The organism is Chitinispirillales bacterium (assembly GCA_031254455.1).
Lineage (GTDB): Bacteria > Fibrobacterota > Chitinivibrionia > Chitinivibrionales > Chitinivibrionaceae > WRFX01.
Genome location: JAIRUI010000081.1, coordinates 1 through 18,449, shown reverse-complemented (window position 1 = coordinate 18,449; position 18,449 = coordinate 1). Strand labels below are relative to the sequence as shown.

The following is an 18,449-nucleotide window of genomic DNA, read 5'->3' as shown; positions in this document are numbered from 1 at the left end:
AAGGTATTAGTTATTCGGCTAAGTTGAAAAGTGGAACGAACGTTGAAAGAAATCTTGAAGTGTCAAGTTGGGGAACCGGTAACAAAAAAGATTTCACACAGCCGGATTGGGCTGACGATCTTTATGGAGTTGACGGAACCTACGACCTTGATATTTCTAAAATTGAAGGGTTTACAATCAGCGCCGCAGAGAATTACGGTAAAACCGTCAATATTAAAATTACCCGGTTTATTGTAGAAGGTTTGTACGACGATAAATAAGAAATTTATGTAGTCGCGCCGAATATAAAAAAGGAAGTAAAAATATCATATTCTTACTTCCTTTTGTTCAAGTTGCGCGACAAACGCATACAATTTTCACCAATCGCCTTAATCGCGCTCTGCAAACCGGTTTTTAGACGCTGTTCGCACAATTTTTGACAATTATAGTTTGCATAAATTGTTTTACTTTTATGGAAATCACAATAGAACAATTTAATATTATAGAGGCATATTTATCTCATTAACTCTGTAAATAACGTATTTTCCCGACAAAATTACTTTAGGAGTCGAAATTGAGAAAAATTTACATTTTACTTTTTGTCATAACGGTTGCGATTTTTGCAAAAAATACCGAGCCGTCGATTCCCGTTTACGAAGAAACTCTTCCCAACAAACTAAAATTACTCGTCATAAGCGATACGACTATTCCCGAGGTTTCGTGCAGATTGTATTATTTTGCCGGCTCAATGTTTGAAAGTTATTCAAATACCGGACTTTCGCATTTTTACGAACATCTTATGTTTAAAGGAACAAAACGTCTCGGCACGATTAATTATGAAGCGGAAATTCCGATTATGAACGCGATTGACAGCGTTGACGGTGCGATTTTGTCGTTGTTGAGAAGCGGAATTTCGCAGGACTCAGAACGTATTTCGGAATTGAAAAAAAGGCTTAACGACCTGCAAATCGAACAAAAAAAATACATAATAAAAGACGAAATTTGGTCGCTTTACGAAAAAAACGGCGCGACGGGACTTAACGCTTGGACGAGCGACGATATTACGGCGTATATCGTGAGTCTGCCCGCAAATAAAGTAGAACTTTTCGCAAATATTGAAGCGGACAGAATGCAGAATCTAATTTTGCGGGAGTTTGTAAGCGAACGGGACGTTGTTTATGAAGAGCGTAGAATGCGATACGAAAACCGTCCGGTCAATAATTATTTGATGATTTTGGAAGCGATGTTTTATTCGGCTCATCCGTATCGAAACCCTACGATTGGCTGGGCAAGCGATATAGAAAATTATTCGACGTCGGCTCTCAAAAATCACATCGCAAAATATTATCGCCCGGATAACGCGCTTATCGTTTTGGCAGGAAACATTACACCGAAAGCCGCATCGGCGCTTGTGAATAAATATTTCGCGAAAATAGAAAATCCGGCGGTAGAAATTGATGAAGTTAAAACACGCGAACCCAAACCAATCGGAGAAAAAAGGTTTATAGTCCGAGAAAAAAACGCCGAACCGCGAATCGATATTTTGTTTCACACGGAGGGTTATCCGGACCCTTCGCTTTTTGCTTTGGAAATAATTGAAAATATGCTTTCCGGCGGCAGCGGAATTTTATATAAACGGCTTGTGGAACAGGAAAAATTATGCGTTAACGTCGGCGCGGCGAATTTTTGGCGGCATCATAACGGCAAATTCAGCGTTTATGCAACGTTGAAATCAGGGGTTTCGCACGAAAAAGTCGAGAATATAATTTTGGAAGAAATCGAAAAACTTACAAAAGACGAGCCAAAACCCGAAGAACTTTTACGTGTGAAAAATACTCTTAAATTGCATAATTTGGAGAAGTTTAAGAATTTGGAAGCGTTTTCGGACGAATTGGCGTTTTTTGCAAAGTTCGGCGATTGGCGCGGACTTTTTGAATATAAAGACAGAGTCGCAGAAATTAAATCTACGAAAGATATTGTAAAAAAATACTTAGATCCAAGATTCAAAACTGTCGGCTGGCTGATTAATGAGTAAAACGTTCTTCCAAAAACAGTGAACCGACGGACTGCTTGACAAATTAAAAAGCGATAAAAAACAAGCGAAAGCGTAATCAATATGTCTTTTATATTATTAAAAAAGCATTCTTACTTGAAAAAATAGTATTTTTCCGTCAAAAAAATGTAATCAAGGGGGAATAACTATGTCGGTAAATGATACGATTTCTTCGCTTTTAACGGAATTAAAACACATTGCAAAAAGCGAAACGGTTTTCGGCGAGCCGTTTGTTTCCGGAAAGACGACGGTGATTCCCGTTTCAAAGATTTCCTGCGGATTTGCCGCCGGCGGAAGCGGAAAAAGAGAAGGGATTTCGACTACGGGCGGCGGCGTTCAGATAATTCCCGTAGCGCTGATAACTATTGTCGGCGAAAGCAATGTGAAAGTTCATCCGATTGACCCAAAAGACAATATAGGCATGAAACTTTTGGGGCTTGCTCCGGACGTTATAGAAAAAATGCTAAAACCCAAGAAAAAAGAATTAAAAAATGATTGATAAATTATCCCAAAAAAATATTTGGGTAAATCCTTGCGCCGTAAGCGGCGGCGACGGCTCGTTTGATTTTCCGTATTCAAAGATACAAACGGCGATAAACGAAGCGGCGGCCGGTTCGACAATAGTTCTTTTTCCCGGAATTTATGAAGAAAATTTGACTGTCCGCGATTTGTGCGGCTTACCCGAAACGCCGATTACGATAACCGCATTTTGTCGAAACGGCGAAAAGGTTGTTTCATGCTCGGAGTGGTATTTTTATTCGGTAAAGGATTTTATAATAAAGGGAATTACATTCGAAAAAACGTCGGGCAGCGCGATTTCGATGGTGGGAGAATTTCATAGAAACAGCATAAAGGACTGTGTTTTCAACGAGTGCGGCGAAACGTCCGAATGCGCGGTGTTTTTCGGCGGAAGCGGCGGTGACGGTAACGTTGTTGAAAACTGTAAATTCAACGCACCGAAAAATTGCGAATCTCACATAGCCGTTATGGTTTCGCAAAGCGTCGATTTGGAAGACGATTCAATCGCCTGCTCAAAAAACATGTCGGTAAGGTTATGCGATTTTGAAAACTGTATAACGGCGGTTGCCGCGGGCAGCGGCGACGATATTTCGTTTATGTCCAGCGCCCATGAAATATGCGACAATCTGTTTAAAAACTGTAAAAACGCGATAAACCTGAAAACCGATGCGACGCGAATTTTCGGAAACATTTTCCGTTCAAACGAAATCGCGATAAACCATATTTCAGGACTTGAAAACGAAATTTTTGAAAATCGTTTTGAAAATTGTCGAAACGCCGTTATCTGCAAAGAAGACGCAACGATCGGCGGAAATTTATTTGTTGATTCAAAGATTTCGGCGATAGGCAAAGAAGGAGGAAAATCCCTTTCGGTTTTGATTTGCGAAAACACTTTCGTTTCAAGCGGAAAAGAACTTACAAAGGCGGTGATTTGTGAGGAAAATTTGCCGCTGTTCGTCACCAAAAATATTTTTTACGACTGTAACCTCGGCGAAAACAAAAATTTTTCCGTCAAAGACAACGTTTGCAATTTTGAAGGAAAAACAGAGGGCTTTTCGTTTGAAAAATTTGAGTTTTTAGATAGAAATAACGGCGATTTTTCCACAAATTTGAATTACGGTTGTAAAAACGGAGTCGAAAAATTAACGGATGTCGTAAAAATTCCTCAAATAAACATATTGGAAATGCTTGAAAAACGCGGCGAAAATTTCAATTACGATAAAGATAATTATAAAAACTATGTAGGCGAAAGATTTGCAGAAGAAACTCTTGAAGAACGGGATTTTTTGGCGAAATCAATGTTTTTTGAAGACAAAATAGAAGAAACAGAAGATTTTGAAGCGATATCGGCGGGACAACAATCTCTTCGACCGATTGGAATTGACGGGGAACTTGAAGATAATTAAAAGGAGTGTAAGGTGTTGATAACTCGTTCCGAAAGAATGGCGGGGGTAAGTTATGCGATAAGAGGACCTGTTTTGGACATGGCTTACGAATTGGAATCGCAGGGGCAGCAGGTTATTAAACTTAATATCGGAAATCCGGGAAATTTCGGCTTTAACGTCGATTCCTCGTTGCTTGAAGCGATGCGTGAAAATTTGCTTGGACTTGAAGGCGGACAATCGTATTCTCATTCAAAGGGTGTAGCGGAAGTTCGTGAGAAAATAGCGGAATACCACATAAAGAAAGGCGCGCAAAACGTTTCACCCAATGATATTTTTATCGGGAACGGGGCAAGCGAACTTATTACTTCCTGTATGCAGGCGTTGCTGAACAAAGGCGATGAAATGCTTTTGCCTGCGCCGGATTATCCGCTTTGGACGGCGGCTGTAAATGTTTGCGGCGCAAAGGCGGTTCATTACATTTGCAGGGAAGAAAACGACTGGCATCCCGACATTGCCGATATTGAGGCGAAGGTCACAAAAAAAACTCGTGCAATCGTGGTAATAAATCCTAACAATCCTACCGGCGCAAATTACAGTCCGCAAATCCTTAAGGAAATTGTCGCGATCGCTCAGAAATATAATTTGCTGATTTTTTCGGACGAAATCTATGATAGAATTTTATACGGCGACGAGGTTCATTACTCATTAGCTGAATTTGCCGGAATGCATCCTTGTTTTACGTTTAACGGAATTTCAAAAACGCATTTGGCTTGCGGATTTCGCGGCGGATGGCTTGTCGTGAGCGGTGATAAAACTCATATGTACGATTATTTGGACGGAATTACGACACTGCTTTCAATGCGGCTTTGCTCAAATGTTCCGGCGCAATTTGCATGCAAATCGGCTTTGGAAAACGATACGCAGATGAGCAATCACATCGTCAAAGGCGGACGGCTTTACGAGCAAAACGATACGGCGTCGAAATTTCTAAACGAAATTGAAGGAATCGACTGTGTGAAAGCGAAAGGCGCTTTGTATTTGTTTCCAAAAATTGATGCAAAAAAATTTAACATAACAAACGATCAGCAGTTTGTACTTGATTTTTTGATAGAAAAAAAGGTTCTTTTGGTTAACGGAACGGGGTTTAATTGGATTGCTCCCGACCATTTCAGATTAGTATTTTTGGCTGAAACCAAAGTGCTTGAAGAAGCGATCGGAAGGTTGAAAGAATTTCTTTCGACATACCGACAAAAATGAAACGCGGTGAAATTTGCCGCCGTTTCCCAACAAAGACGAAACCGCAACTTTGTTTCGTCTGCCGTATATAGAAAAAAGCCGCCTCAAAATAGAGGCGGCTTTTGTTAGTTTGTCGAAACAAACTGTAATTTCCGGTATTTTTCGTTGAACATAAAATAGTTACAACATTTTGAACGATTGCTACAACAATCTTTCATTTTCTTGCTTTTCTTTTTAGTGGTTAGCGATCGTTATTTAATTTCCCAAAAGCCGTTTTTGTCGGCGCCTTTGCGGACAAGAATATTGAGTGATTTAAGTTTGGTAAGATTTTTTTCTATTGCGGTGTTTGATATTTGAAGTTGTTTTGAGAGTTCAATAATAGTAATTTTAGGATTAGTTTTTATAAATTCAATAATTTTCATTTGATTTACACCCAACTTTACACCCAACTTTTCTTGATTTACACCCAACTTTTCTTGATTTACATCACCATTTTGAAAGTTTGCAGGGACATTTTCTACCCAATCAATTCTCATATACCTGTTTTTGAGTTCGTTATTTTCGCCAAGTAAAAGATTCCCAAAGAACTTCATTAAGAATTCTTGTGTAGCATGAATATTATGAGTCCAATCGTTGTAATTTGCGCGAACAAGCGCATTTCGGAAATACCAAGAATGTTCGGCAAACATATCATTCTCAACTTCAAAACCGAAAGTTCGCAAATATTTTATTGCAAAAACAGCCACAGTTCGTGTATTTCCCTCGCCAAACGCGTGAATCTGCCAAATGCTTGAAATAAATTTTACGATATGTTCAACCGTCTCGCGTTTTGTCAAACCTTTGTATTGAAAGTTTTTTTCTTCTTTGAAGTCGTAATCAAGCGTTGCAGCAATCGTGTCGGCTGATGCATAAAATACCGTTTTCCCATCTAAAACCCATTCCGATTTTGTAATGTTATAATCGCGGTATTTACCAATTTTTACATGCATTGGTTCTACGCCTGTGAAAAGACGGCGGTGTATGCTTGTCAATTCGGCAGGGCTGAAAACAAAGGTTTTTTCCGATAAAATTTCGGTTATATTTATTGCGACTTTATCCGCTTCTTCTGTACGATTGTCGGCAGGTCGCTCTTTTTTTCGTTGTTGCTTGTAATAACTGTCAATGCGGCGTTTAACTTCATCTATCGTAATTTTGTTTTCAATATTTTCTTTTGCCGTTTCGAGCAGGTATTCAGACGGTTTTAACCCGTCAACATCTTGCAAACCGATAGCCGTTTGCCAAATCTGGGCTTTCTCTTTCTGTGAGGGTTCACCCTGTCTTATGTATTCGTCAAAATTTATCATTCATTTCCCCATAACCCCCTCCGTTTCCATAAGCGCCCGAATAATCTTCTGATAATGCCGAATATCCTCATAATTCAGCGTTCGTCCTTTGCGGCTTTTGAGCCGCTTTTGGGCGGTACGCGGTCAAAATATTGTTTGTCGTTAATGTAAACCTTATCGCTGACATATTGGCGGTTTTTTACTTCGCTTGACGTACAATTGTCAAGTTTGATTAAAAGTTATCTGATAAAATACAATATGCACAATCGGCGAAATTTGTTTTCATGTTTTTCGTAAAACACCGCTTCCGCCGTTGTCTAAAAAAGATCATAATTATTCCCTTGCAGATTTGCCGATTTATTGACTTATTATTTTGAAAAATATTATTTTATGTGAGACAGTAAGAAATAATTAAAAATAGTTTGGATAACGAAGTGACAAATAAAGTATTAGAGTTTATAGCTAATGAAACAAACGGGAAGTGTTATCAGTCATTTCGTTATTGTGCTGACGATGAAATACGAATGCCAACTCTCGACTACGAAGATAAAGGCAATGAATTCTCATTGATTAAAAACTCGTATGGCGAAACTGATATTAGTTTGAAAGTTACAAAAAACATTAAAGAAACTGCAAAAAAAACTATAAGCAGCGAACCACTGTTTCATTTCTTTTTAGACGGTTCGCGAAAAACCTACAAAGTTGATGACATTGAAGTTAATGGCAACGTCTATCCCATTATAGCGGGACAAATTGGCGTGGCTTGTTGTCAACGATTTCCACTGTCACGGGGGGGGGGGGGGATAAATTCAAATGTTCAAAATTCGTAGGCAAAAACGTTTTATCGTTGCCGAAATATGCAAATCCAAATGGCGGCAGTAATACGGATTTGTTTTTCAATTCGCTCACAAGCAAAGTCAATCAGTTAGAAAATTTGAAAAAACGCAATATTTCTATTGAGAAAATCCTTTCTTACGACTCAAAAAAACAGGAAGACGGCACGAAATACGAGCTTTTGGCAATAGCAACCATTCAAGATGAAATGATTGAAACCGAAAAACAAATTGTTGCAAATCTCTATAACAAAAATCTAATCAACGATAGCCATTATTTGATAAAAGACGGCTCATTGCAATACACACCAATGGGAAAAGGCGATTTCAAAGAACTCATAAAATTCAAAAATCACTATAAAAGTGTTGTTGGAGTTTCAAAAATGTTCAATCCCGAACTTTGTCGTGATAAAAACGGCAAAAGCAACGCCGACAAAATTGCCGAACTTGAACTTTTCCACCGTACACCTGCTTACAAATACAAAAGCGAACGTGTTGGCGAAGTGTATTTTACAATATGGTATGTCAGAATTAGAGAGAAAAAATATTCGTCAAGCCCGTTTGCGGGTGTTTTGAAACTGGAAAAGATTTTAATTGCAGAAGAAGAAATAGAAAACGGACTTGATAGTCAAGAAATAGACTTGATAACCGCGAACATTATCAACGAACGAAATCCTGTTTGCTACGGCAAAGACAACCGTTGGGCTAACCATTTGTATCCTGTATATTTGACAGAAAGTTATATAAAAAGCAAGTATTTAAGCGATATAAATTTTCTAAACATATTTTAAAATATAGAAAGGGATATTTTAATGAAGAAAATAGGAAAAATAATAGCAACCGAAAAAGTGCCGACAACGGTAGATGAATTTTTCTTTTGGACAGACAAAAGTTTAATAATCAAACTTTTTGATGTTATAAAGGTGCAACATTTGAATAATTCATACACTTTCGGAGTTGTTGAGGAAATACAACATTTAACTGATGGTGCAAGTTTTTTGGCAGGTTATATTTCGAGCGATTTTGGCGAAGTGGAATCCACAGGATACTCTCAACGCATTGGGATGAATTATGTTAAGGCACGGGTTGTTGCTAATACCGAAAACATTTACACGCCAGTTTTAGACGGCGCAGTTGTTACGCTTGCAGATAAAGACGATGTTGCCCAAGCATTAGGGCTAAAAAACGTGAAAAATCCATTGCCGTGTGGCATTATTGAAATGTACGAAGACGAAGAAAATATAAAAGTTCCTGTTCATTTTAATTCGCATTTTTTGATTGGCCCCGAAGGAGCACACCTCAATATTTCAGGAATTTCAGGCTTGGCTTCAAAAACTTCTTATGCAATGTTTTTGCTAAAAAATATTCAAGAAAAATACTTGAAAGAAATCAAAGACGAAAGTGTTGCATTTGTATTTCTGAACGTGAAAGGTCGTGATTTGTTGGCAATAGACGAGCCAAATAACGAACTAGACGAAACTGACAAAAAAATGTACGAAGAATTAGGGTTAGAGATTAAACCGTTTTCAAATGTAAAATACTTTTATCCATATTCAAAAGACATAAAATCAACAACGTATTCTGACATTAAAGATGTGAAAAGTCAGCGAAATCTCAAAAAAGCATTCCAATACAAATATCTTTTTAAATATGACAAAGAAAGTTTAGACTTACTTTTTGCCAACATTGATGATCCAACACAAACAATGGAAAGTATTGTAATTACCATTGTTTCAGGCGATTTGTCGTTTAACGGCATTGAAAGCTGGGCAGATTTAGACGAAGAAATAAAAAAATACAGAGAAAAAGGTGATACAGGAAAAGACAAAACAATTCCAGCTTTGAGTTGGAGAAAATTCTATCGACTTCTGAACAAAACGCTTACACGAAACCCCGAACTTTATTCGAATTCTTTGAAAAAAGAAAACAACGAAGTTCGTTTGCAAGAGGCAATAAATGGAATGCAAAAAAATGATGTTTTTGTGGTTGATATAGCAAAATTGGATGAAGAAACGCAAGGCTTTGTTTTTGGTGATGTTATGCGGGCAATTTATGATTTAAAACTCGGACAAATTGACCGTGACGATTCAGAAATTCCGTCAAAAATTATCATTTTTATTGACGAATTGAACAAATACGGTAGTAAAGACGTTCCCAAAAGTTCGCCAATTTTAAGGCAATTACTTGATATTACGGAACGTGGGCGTTCTTTAGGCATCATACTTTTTGCTGCCGAACAGTTCAAAAGTGATATTCACGATCGAGTAAAAGGAAATTGTGCAACACACGCTTACGGTCGTACAAATGTGATTGAAATTTCAAAATCCGATTTCACGTATATGCCTTCTACTTACAAAACAATGCTAACTCGTTTAAAACAAGGAGAATACATTTTGCAAAATCCGATTTTTCGTTCGCCATTAAATATAAAATTTCCAAGACCACTTTACAAGCAGTTTAAAAATGGATAAAACAGAAAGAACAATTATAGGAAAAGATGTTATTGAATCATTGACTACGTCAATGTACGATGACCCGCGTTTTGTATATCGCGAATACGTTCAAAATTCTGCCGATGCAATAGACAAGGCACGTCAGATAGGGTTAGTTACAGACGGAAATATTTATATCACAATTAATTCCAAAAAAAGAAGAATTGAAATTGAAGATGATGCAATAGGAATTGAGAAAGACAATGTTGTTGAAATTCTGAAAAATATTGCACAATCTACAAAACAAAAAGGGGTAGATAAAGGGTTTCGTGGTATCGGAAGACTTGGTGGGTTGGGCTATTGTGACAAACTCGTTTTTGAAACTTCAGCACAAGGCGAAACAGTAAAATCAATAATGACTTGGGATGCAAAAGAACTCAAAAATATAATTGCTGACCGTTCTCATAAAGAAGAAGCTTCGGCAGTAATTGACAAAGTTACATTTGTCAAGCAAGAATCTGAAAATGTATATAAACATTATTTTAAAGTCATTTTAGAAGATGTTACAAATGATATGTTGCTTGATGTAAGAGATATTAGACAATACTTGTCAATGGTAGCACCATTACCATTCAAAAAATCTTTTTTTTCGGAAAAAATTTATGATGAATTGAAAAAGGAAGGTATAAATCTTGACGAGTATAATACTTTCGTTAATACCGATTCGCTTTTTAAAGGTTATAATTGGTATATCTACGAGGGAGACCAAGACAGCAAGAAAAAAATAGGGGAAGTAATTGATATTTTGTTTTTTAAAGATACCAATAAAGCGGGCGAACTTTTATTTTGGGGTTGGTGCGGAATTACAGAAAAAAATCAATCATTAAATCAAGTTAATTTTGCTCGTGGTTTTAGATTAAGAAAAGCGAATATTCAAATTGGAAATGATGATACTCTTGTTAAACTGCATAGAGATAAACGTTTTCAGTTTTATTTCTTTGGTGAAGTACACGCACTGCACAAAGAATTACATCCAAACGCAAGACGAGATTATTTTTCTGAAAATATTATTTGTAATGATTTTGAAGATAAATTAAAAACTTTTTTCTATACTGAAATTTACAAATTATGTTATGGTGCTTCAAAGGTAAATACTGCCGTTAAAGAGATAAGCAGTTATAATGATTTGAAAACTGATTTTGAAAAGAAAGGAAAGGAAGGTTTTATCAACAGGGCAGAAAAAGAAGAATTATTGCAAAAGTTAGAGGATAGAAAAGATAAAGCCGAAAAAGCAGTAATTGCTTTAGATAAATTAAAAGCAAATAATGATAGCGTTTCTAAACATATCAACAAAATAATTGAACGTGCGACTTCAAAGATTGAAACAACAATCATTCCTCTTGAAACACCCGAAGGTGAAACAAAAGACAAACCCATTTTCCGAACCGATAAACTTTCAAAATTAAACAAAAATGATAGAAAATTTTTGGGTGAAATTTTTACTATTATTAATAACGTTCTGACGAAAGACCTTGCTGAAAATTTGATTGCAAAAATCGAAGAAAAATACAAATGAGAAATATCTTATTGATAGAGCCAAGTTATAAAAATAAATATCCCCCCATTGGTTTAATGAAAATCGCAACTTACCACCGAATGCTCGGCGATAAAGTTACTTTTTTCAAAGGAGATTTAAAAGAGCTTGTAACCGATTTATTGACAAAAAAATGTATTGAAAAACTTTATAATATTGATGAAAAAATAAATTGGAATGCTTGTTATGAGAATATATCTCAATATTTGAAGAATGGGAAATCGCTTGATTATCACGAATTCCCATTTTCAAAATCAAAATATCAATTACTTTTAGAAAATGCAATAATAGAACAAAAAAAGAATTTTCAATCAAAAGCGTACGAAAAAGAGCCACTATTCGACCGTGTTTATGTAGCAACATTATTCACTTTTTATTGGAAGATAACAGTTGAAACAATAAATTTTGCAAAAACACTTGTCAAAAACGATTCTGACGTTTTTGTTGGTGGGGTTTCTGCAACGTTACTTTACGAAGATGTTGTAAAAGAAACAGGAATAAAATCTATAAAAGGACTTTTAAACAAACCTGGGATGTTAGACAAAAACAATAAAATTATTGTTGATACGTTGCCGTTAGATTACTCTATTTTAGATGAAATAGAGTATAAATATCCCGAAAATAACGCCTATTATGGCTATATGACACGTGGTTGTATTCGTAAATGTTCCTTTTGTGCCGTGCCCACACTTGAACCGGAATATTGCGAATATGTTCCAATGAAAGAAAAAATTGAAGAAATAAAAATCAAATACGGAGAACAACGCAATCTTTTATTGCTTGATAACAATGTTTTAGCATCGCCTCGATTTCCTGAAATAATCCAAGAAATTATTGATTGCGGTTTTGGAAAAAATGCGACATATACAGAGCCAAATGAATATGAAATAGCATTGCGAAATTTAGAAAAAAGACTAAATGATATGGCCTACATAAAAAAAATATTTAATCTTAATCTATTACTGTTAAGTCGTTTAAAAGGAGACATCGAACAAAAAATTTACAATTTATTGGAGAGCTATCAATTATTAGATATTCACATGGCAAATAAAGAAAATTTATTGAAAGTTGCATCTGAAATTTTTCCACTTTACACGAAGTATTTCCGTAAAAGACCTAAACAACGTTATGTAGATTTTAATCAGGGCGTTGACGCGCGACTTTTTAAAGAAGACAAAGCACATTTACTCGGGAAAATTAATATTCGACCATTAAGAATAGCGTTTGATGATTGGAATGACAGAAAATATTATGAAAACGCAATCCGTTTAAGTGCAAATGCTGGAATAAAAAACTTTTCAAATTACATTCTCTACAATTACAATAAAGATGAGCCGAAAGATTTTTATCAAAGATTAAAACTTAACATTGATTTGTGCAAAGAATTAGATATAAACATTTATTCTTTCCCAATGAAATTTCACCCAATCACAGGCAAAGACCGATTTAATCGTAATTATTTGGGCAAACATTGGAACAGGAAATATATTAGAGCGGTACAAGCAGTTTTAAATGCAATCAAAGGGAAAGTTGGAAGCGGAAACGCAGATAAAGGGAAAGAATTTTTTGAAAAAGCGTTTGGTAAAAACGAAGACGAGTTCTTTAAAATTTTAGAAATGCCCGAAACATTTATTTTGTATCGTTTTTTCTTTGAGTGGCTGGGAGATGAAAAAAACTATCCTATTTCAACCAATATTTGGTGGCAGTGTTGGCAAAAAACATTTAAACATTTGAACGAAAAGAAAACGGAAGAACTTAAAAAAATAATACACGATAACCGATTTACTTCTATCCCTAAAGAATATAATAATCCGAAATTTTCGGAGTTGTTGAGTTTTTATACTAACCACAGAGATGACGTGATTACTCAAGGAACAGAACTTTACAAGTTGAAACGAGAGTATGATGCCAATCCGACACGAAAATTGAGAAGAAAAAGATGAAAAATAGGACATTTTTCCAAAACCTTAATAAATTTTCCCAAAAATTTTGGAATATAAGAAATTATATAATAATGTCGTTAATTAAAGATTAAGAAATTGATGCACTTCTATCCCAAAGCCGCCAAATTCGTTTTCAATTTCTCAAGCGTTTCAAGAACATTTCGGTATTTCACCTTCTCGTTTTCGACAACGTTTTGAGGCGCTTTGTCCGTAAACTCCTTATTATTCAAACGGCTTTCAAAACCTTTTGCGGCATTCTGCAAACGGGCGATTTCCTTAACGATTTTTTCTTTTTCCGCGTCAACATCCGCCAAACCTTCCAAGACTACATATATTTCGCTTTTATTTATTACGCTTTGTCCTGCAAGCGTCGGCTTTTGTGCGGACTGCGAAATCGTCAAACTGTCGGACTTTACAAACAGTTTTATCAAATAATCTAACGATTGAAGTGTTTTTTGAGCCTTTTCGTCGGACGGAATTATTATAACCTCTACCTTCTTCTCCGGCGGGACGTTGTTTTCACTTCTTATCGTACGAAGTCCGGTTATTATTTCCTGCAAAAACGCAAAATCGTCGGCAACATCCTCTAAAATCCGCGAATTATCCGGTTTTGGGAAACTTGAAAGCATAATTGAGTCGTTGTCGATGAACGGCGTTTTGACCTTTTTTTTCAAATGCCGCCAAATTTCTTCGGTAACAAACGGCATAAACGGATGTAAAAGTTTCAGCGAAATCACAAGTGCATACGAAGCGCAATACAACGCGTTTTCTTTGTTTTTCGGGGTCTTCGGATTATAAAAATCGCTCTTTTTCGCTTCAATATACCAGTCGCAAAAGTCTTTCCAGATAAAATCATAAAGAAAATGGCAGGCTTCGTTGAATTTATATTGGTCAAGCGTTCGGCGAACATTTTCTATTGTTCGGTTAAGTTGGCTTATTATCCAGTTATCTTCGGTTTTCAGTTCGCTTTTCGACGGCAAATCTTCAAAACTTATAGGATTTTCAATGTTTGAAATCAAAAACCTCGAAGCGTTCCAAAGTTTATTGGCAAAATTACGCCCGATGTCAAAAGAATCTTTCCCGATAAATATATCTGTCCCCTCTGCGGTGTTCATTATCATTGAAAACCGAAGTGAATCCGCTCCGTGCGCGTCGATTATTTCGAGCGGGTCTATGGTGTTTCCAAGTGATTTACTCATTTTCTTTCCGGTTTTGTCGCGAACGGTTCCATGAAGTATTACATCCGAGAACGGAATCTCTTTTGTAAAATACAACGACGCCATAACCATTCTTGCCACCCAGAAAAACAGTATCTCCGGTGCAGTCGATAAAACATCAGTCGGAAAAAACTTCTTCAAATCGTCGCTTTTCATCTCGCCGTCCCAGCCCATAGTAGTGAAAGGCCAAAGCCACGATGAAAACCACGTGTCAAGCACATCCGAATCCTGTTGCAGTTTTCGACTGTTACATTTCGGGCATTCCTGCGCATCAACTTCACTCACGATAATTTCGCCGCAATCTTCACAATACCAGACGGGGATTCTGTGTCCCCACCAAATTTGACGCGAAATACACCAGTCGCGAATGTTTTCCATCCAGTTTATATATGTTTTTTTCCAGCGGGCAGGATGAAACTTTATCCGGTTTTCAAGTACGACTTCAAGCGATTTTTGCGCCAACGGTTTCATTTTAACAAACCACTGGTCGCAGTATCGCGGCTCAATTATCGTATCACAACGATAACAATGCCCCACCGCATGGTCGTGCTTTTCTATCTTTTCAAGCAGTCCCAATTCTTCAAACTTTTCTACTATCTTCCTGCGCGCTTCAAACCTGTCCAATCCGACGTATTCGGCAGGAATTTCGCCGGACATCTTTGCAGATTCGTCCATCACAGCTATCGGCTGCAAGTCATGACGAAGTCCCATTTGAAAGTCGTTGGGGTCGTGGGCGGGAGTAATCTTTACCGCTCCGGTTCCAAAGTCCTTTGAAACATAATCGTCGCAAATAAGCGGGATTTCGCGATTCATTATCGGAAGCAAAAGCGTTTTGCCGACAAAATCCTTATATCTTTCGTCTTTGGGATTTACCGCTACGGCGCAATCGCCAAGCATGGTTTCGGGACGGGTCGTAGCCACAACCATATATCCGCTTTTGTCGGCAAACGGATACCTGAAATACCACAAAGTTCCCTCGTCGTCTTGGTGTTCCACCTCGTCGTCGGCAAGCGCCGTTCTGCATCTGGGACACCAGTTTACAATATATTTTCCGCGATAAACCAATCCGTCTTCATACAATTTCACAAATACTTTTCGGACTGCTTTCGATAAGCCGTCGTCCATAGTAAATCTTTCGCGAGACCAGTCGCATGAACATCCTAGCTTGCGCAACTGTTTTACTATCGTCGCGTGATACCGCTCTTTCCATTCCCAAACTTTTTCGACAAATTTTTCGCGTCCTAATTTATGGCGGCTGCCGCCTTCTTGCGAAAGTTTCTTTTCGACGACGTTTTGTGTTGCGATTCCGGCGTGGTCTGTTCCGGGAACCCAAAGCGCCTCATATCCGTCCATTCTTTTATATCGTGTCAAAATGTCCTGAATAGAATTATTCAAGGCGTGCCCCATGTGCAAAATCCCCGTAACGTTCGGCGGAGGGATAACTATTGAATACGCGGTTTTGTTTGACTTGCAATCGGCTTTGAAATAGCCGTTTTTTTCCCATTCTTCATAAATTTTTTGTTCAACCGACTGCGGCGAGTAGTGTTTTTCCACGATAAATCTCCTTGATTTTTGAAAGAAAATAATATTTTTTGTTTCTTACTATCGGAAAGAACCTGATTGCAATCAAAAATATAATCTATACTTCAGTATTTTTGTAAAGGGACGTTTAACATATTTTCATCTCTTCGCATTTATTATTTTCTTGTAAATTTGGAGCGTTTCAATGAAAAAACAAAAAACAAAAAACATAGTTATTATTATAATAATAATTTTTCTTAAAAACTCTTTTTGTGAAGATGCCGCCGGATTTGATTTTTTGAATTTACCGGTTTCCGCCAGAAGTGCGGGAATAGGAAATATTTCTTTAATCGGCGAAAGCGCAAACGTTTTAGCGATGCGCGGCAATCCGGCGATGCTTTCGGAAATTAAGAACAACGCCGTCGAAATAGATTTTGCTCCAATAATTTTAGACGTTTATTCCGGGGCGCTTTCCGGTGTAATCGTCTTGCAAAACGGCTTGGTTGTCGTTCCCTCAATTTTCTATATTTCATTCGGTACGACGGACGCCGTTGATGAAAACGGAGACAAATTAAATTTAGAAATAGCGCCGTTTAGTCTTTCCGTTGATTGTGCGGCTTCGTATCGTTTTTTTGAAAGGTTAAGTTCGGGCATACGCATTAAATTCGTTTTCGAACAAATTGCAAAAAGAACGATTTATTGGGATAATATTTATTGCGGTGCGTTTGCGTTGGATTTGGGAATTTTTTCCGATTATAAAGCGCTCCGTTATTCTGCGGGGCTGCGTAACGCAGGATTTTCGTTTGACAATTATGAAAATATTAATGTAAAACTTCCTGTCTCCGCGTTTGTTGCAGTTGGGGCTATCTTACAAAAGGAAGCGAAAATTGAGTGGTTTCTGGAATGTGAAAAATATCTTTACGATTATATGTTTTTTCGCACAGGATTTGAAATTCCCGTTTTTCGAGACGTTTTAATTCTCAGAACGGGAACGATTTTCTCTCCCAACGATGTAAAAAATTTCTTTGGAACATTCGGCAAGAGTTCAAAAAAATCTTGGGAATATTCAGGTGAAAATTGGATATTGGCGACAGTAGGCGCGACAATAAACGCAAAAATAAAAAATGAATTGCTGTCTATTGACATTGCCTGCCAATTCCGTAAAGACGGAATAAGACCGGGTTTGTCGTTTTCTGGTACAATGTATTTTTAGGAAATTGTTTTATGATCTTGAAATGAAATATATGAAGTCAAAAGTATTGGTAAAATAACAGGTATTGCGGAATTTTTACAATGCAAAATAATATAAATTTGTATAATTCAATAAACAAACAGTTTGAACATCAACGCGGAAACAATATTTTTTGTACCGCAAGCGATTTGCATTTTCATCCGGCTGTTCTTAAAATAATTCCGGCGTTGAAAAGGGACATTCAAACTCTAACGCCTGAGGATATAAACGAATTACGCAAAAACTATCGCGGGAAATTTTTAAAATCTTTCTTTGATGTAAATCAATACACTTATTTTAATCAATTTACAGAGCGGCAGATAGATAATATTTTTTTTGCGTTGCTTGCAGAAATTGCAGTTGAGTCAAATTCCGTTGAGAAAATCGAAAAACGTCATTATCAACGCATTAAGCGGCTAATCGCAAATACCAATCCGTCGATTTTTAAAATTAATCGTAATAAAAATGCAAAGGCAAAAAATTTTGTTTGCGCTGAATATTCTGCAGAGTTTCTTGTGAATTTATTGGGATTAGAGTCTGAATCGGCGAATCCGCCGATATTAGATATAGGTTGCGGAAAAGACGGCAAACTTGTTAAATATTTTCATGAGCGCGGTATAGACGCCTGTGGAATAGACAGGGCTGCAAACAAAAAAAGTTTGCTGTCAGTAGATTGGTTCGACTTTGATTACGGAGAAAACAAATGGGGGCTTGTTGTTTCAAATTTATCATTCTGCAGCCATTTTCTCTATCACCATATAGCCGGAGAAGAAATCGCAAATAAATTTGCTATAACCTTTATGGCAATCTTAAAATCCTTAAAACAAGGCGCCAAATGGATTTATACCCCATCTATTCCATTTTTTGAAGACTTGCTGCCAAGTGAATCATATGCAATAAAACGAGATCAAATTAACAAGTATTTTGCAAAAACTATAATAACAAAAAAATAAATAGACTACGTCTCCTGACTTTGACTATGCGTCACCCGTTTATAGATTTGTGTTTAGCGGTAATCAACATTGTTTTGTTAATAGTTTTTCCGCTTTTGGGCGGTTTTATTTTTAGGGCTTGCTAATTGATTATACCTTTTATTATATTTGTATTGTTTTTTTGTGAGGTGAGTTATGAATTGCAGACATTGTGGAAGTTGTAACACAGTAAAATCCGGCATAGTGTTCAAT

The 18,449-nt window shown here is 36.9% G+C and carries 14 protein-coding genes; 12 read left to right on the top strand and 2 right to left on the bottom strand.

The annotated features are described in order from the left end of the window. From LBH98_05940 to LBH98_05920, 5 genes are all read left to right on the top strand, one after another. Positions 1-260, top strand: a 260-nt coding sequence (locus LBH98_05940; protein ID MDR0304292.1) for a hypothetical protein, incomplete at its 5' end; no start/stop codon positions are given. 293 nt (positions 261-553) lie between these two features. Then, complete coding sequence (locus LBH98_05935) at positions 554-2,014, top strand: insulinase family protein (protein ID MDR0304291.1); 1,461 nt, start codon at positions 554-556, stop codon at positions 2,012-2,014. 166 nt (positions 2,015-2,180) lie between these two features. Beyond that, positions 2,181-2,531 (top strand): hypothetical protein, encoded by a 351-nt coding sequence (locus LBH98_05930; protein MDR0304290.1) that lies wholly within the window; start codon positions 2,181-2,183, stop codon positions 2,529-2,531. Beyond that, complete coding sequence (locus LBH98_05925) at positions 2,524-3,957, top strand: hypothetical protein (GenBank protein ID MDR0304289.1); 1,434 nt, start codon at positions 2,524-2,526, stop codon at positions 3,955-3,957. Before LBH98_05930 ends, LBH98_05925 begins: the two co-directional genes overlap by 8 nt. 12 nt (positions 3,958-3,969) lie before the next feature. Continuing rightward, entirely contained in the window at positions 3,970-5,193 is a 1,224-nt protein-coding gene (locus LBH98_05920; GenBank protein ID MDR0304288.1) for a pyridoxal phosphate-dependent aminotransferase, read from the top strand. A gap of 230 nt (positions 5,194-5,423) precedes the next feature. On the opposite strand, the gene LBH98_05915 is transcribed toward LBH98_05920, so the two are convergent. Further along, positions 5,424-6,515: a Fic family protein gene (locus tag LBH98_05915; GenBank protein ID MDR0304287.1), complete on the bottom strand. Its 1,092-nt coding sequence runs from the start codon at positions 6,513-6,515 to the stop codon at positions 5,424-5,426. 413 nt (positions 6,516-6,928) lie between these two features. Here LBH98_05915 and LBH98_05910 point away from each other — a divergent pair, with 413 nt between their 5' ends. The 5 genes from LBH98_05910 to LBH98_05890 are packed head-to-tail and all read left to right on the top strand — an operon-like array spanning position 6,929 to position 13,296. Further along, on the top strand, positions 6,929-7,324 hold the full coding sequence (locus LBH98_05910; protein ID MDR0304286.1) for a hypothetical protein: 396 nt from the start codon (positions 6,929-6,931) through the stop codon (positions 7,322-7,324). Next, positions 7,258-8,118: a hypothetical protein gene (locus LBH98_05905; GenBank protein MDR0304285.1), complete on the top strand. Its 861-nt coding sequence runs from the start codon at positions 7,258-7,260 to the stop codon at positions 8,116-8,118. Before LBH98_05910 ends, LBH98_05905 begins: the two co-directional genes overlap by 67 nt. A 21-nt stretch (positions 8,119-8,139) precedes the next feature. Next, positions 8,140-9,798, top strand: a complete 1,659-nt coding sequence (locus LBH98_05900) for a hypothetical protein (protein ID MDR0304284.1) — start codon at positions 8,140-8,142, stop codon at positions 9,796-9,798. Beyond that, positions 9,791-11,335, top strand: coding sequence for an ATP-binding protein (locus LBH98_05895; protein ID MDR0304283.1), 1,545 nt, complete (start codon positions 9,791-9,793; stop codon positions 11,333-11,335). The genes LBH98_05900 and LBH98_05895 overlap by 8 nt, the downstream gene beginning before the upstream one ends. Then, positions 11,332-13,296, top strand: coding sequence for a hypothetical protein (locus LBH98_05890; GenBank protein MDR0304282.1), 1,965 nt, complete (start codon positions 11,332-11,334; stop codon positions 13,294-13,296). The genes LBH98_05895 and LBH98_05890 overlap by 4 nt, the downstream gene beginning before the upstream one ends. A gap of 107 nt (positions 13,297-13,403) precedes the next feature. On the opposite strand, the gene LBH98_05885 is transcribed toward LBH98_05890, so the two are convergent. Further along, entirely contained in the window at positions 13,404-16,067 is a 2,664-nt protein-coding gene (locus LBH98_05885) for a valine--tRNA ligase (protein ID MDR0304281.1), read from the bottom strand. Between the two features lie 172 nt (positions 16,068-16,239). On the opposite strand from LBH98_05885, the gene LBH98_05880 reads away from it, so the two are divergent. Both LBH98_05880 and LBH98_05875 read left to right on the top strand, forming a co-directional pair. Next, a complete protein-coding gene (locus LBH98_05880) occupies positions 16,240-17,247 on the top strand; it encodes a hypothetical protein (protein ID MDR0304280.1) in 1,008 nt (335 codons plus the stop codon). Between the two features lie 80 nt (positions 17,248-17,327). Then, positions 17,328-18,218 carry a class I SAM-dependent methyltransferase gene (locus LBH98_05875; GenBank protein MDR0304279.1) on the top strand — a complete coding sequence of 297 codons (891 nt, stop codon included), beginning with the start codon at positions 17,328-17,330 and terminating at the stop codon, positions 18,216-18,218. Positions 18,219-18,449: the final 231 nt, after the last annotated feature.

Coding starts and splice junctions, on each gene's coding strand:
- LBH98_05930 (MDR0304290.1), top strand. CDS start 2,181: ATGTCGGTAAATGATACGATTTCTTCGCTTTTAACGGAATTAAAACAC.
- LBH98_05925 (MDR0304289.1), top strand. CDS start 2,524: ATGATTGATAAATTATCCCAAAAAAATATTTGGGTAAATCCTTGCGCC.
- LBH98_05915 (MDR0304287.1), bottom strand. CDS start 6,515: ATGATAAATTTTGACGAATACATAAGACAGGGTGAACCCTCACAGAAA.
- LBH98_05900 (MDR0304284.1), top strand. CDS start 8,140: ATGAAGAAAATAGGAAAAATAATAGCAACCGAAAAAGTGCCGACAACG.
- LBH98_05895 (MDR0304283.1), top strand. CDS start 9,791: ATGGATAAAACAGAAAGAACAATTATAGGAAAAGATGTTATTGAATCA.
- LBH98_05890 (MDR0304282.1), top strand. CDS start 11,332: ATGAGAAATATCTTATTGATAGAGCCAAGTTATAAAAATAAATATCCC.
- LBH98_05880 (MDR0304280.1), top strand. CDS start 16,240: ATGAAAAAACAAAAAACAAAAAACATAGTTATTATTATAATAATAATT.
- LBH98_05875 (MDR0304279.1), top strand. CDS start 17,328: ATGCAAAATAATATAAATTTGTATAATTCAATAAACAAACAGTTTGAA.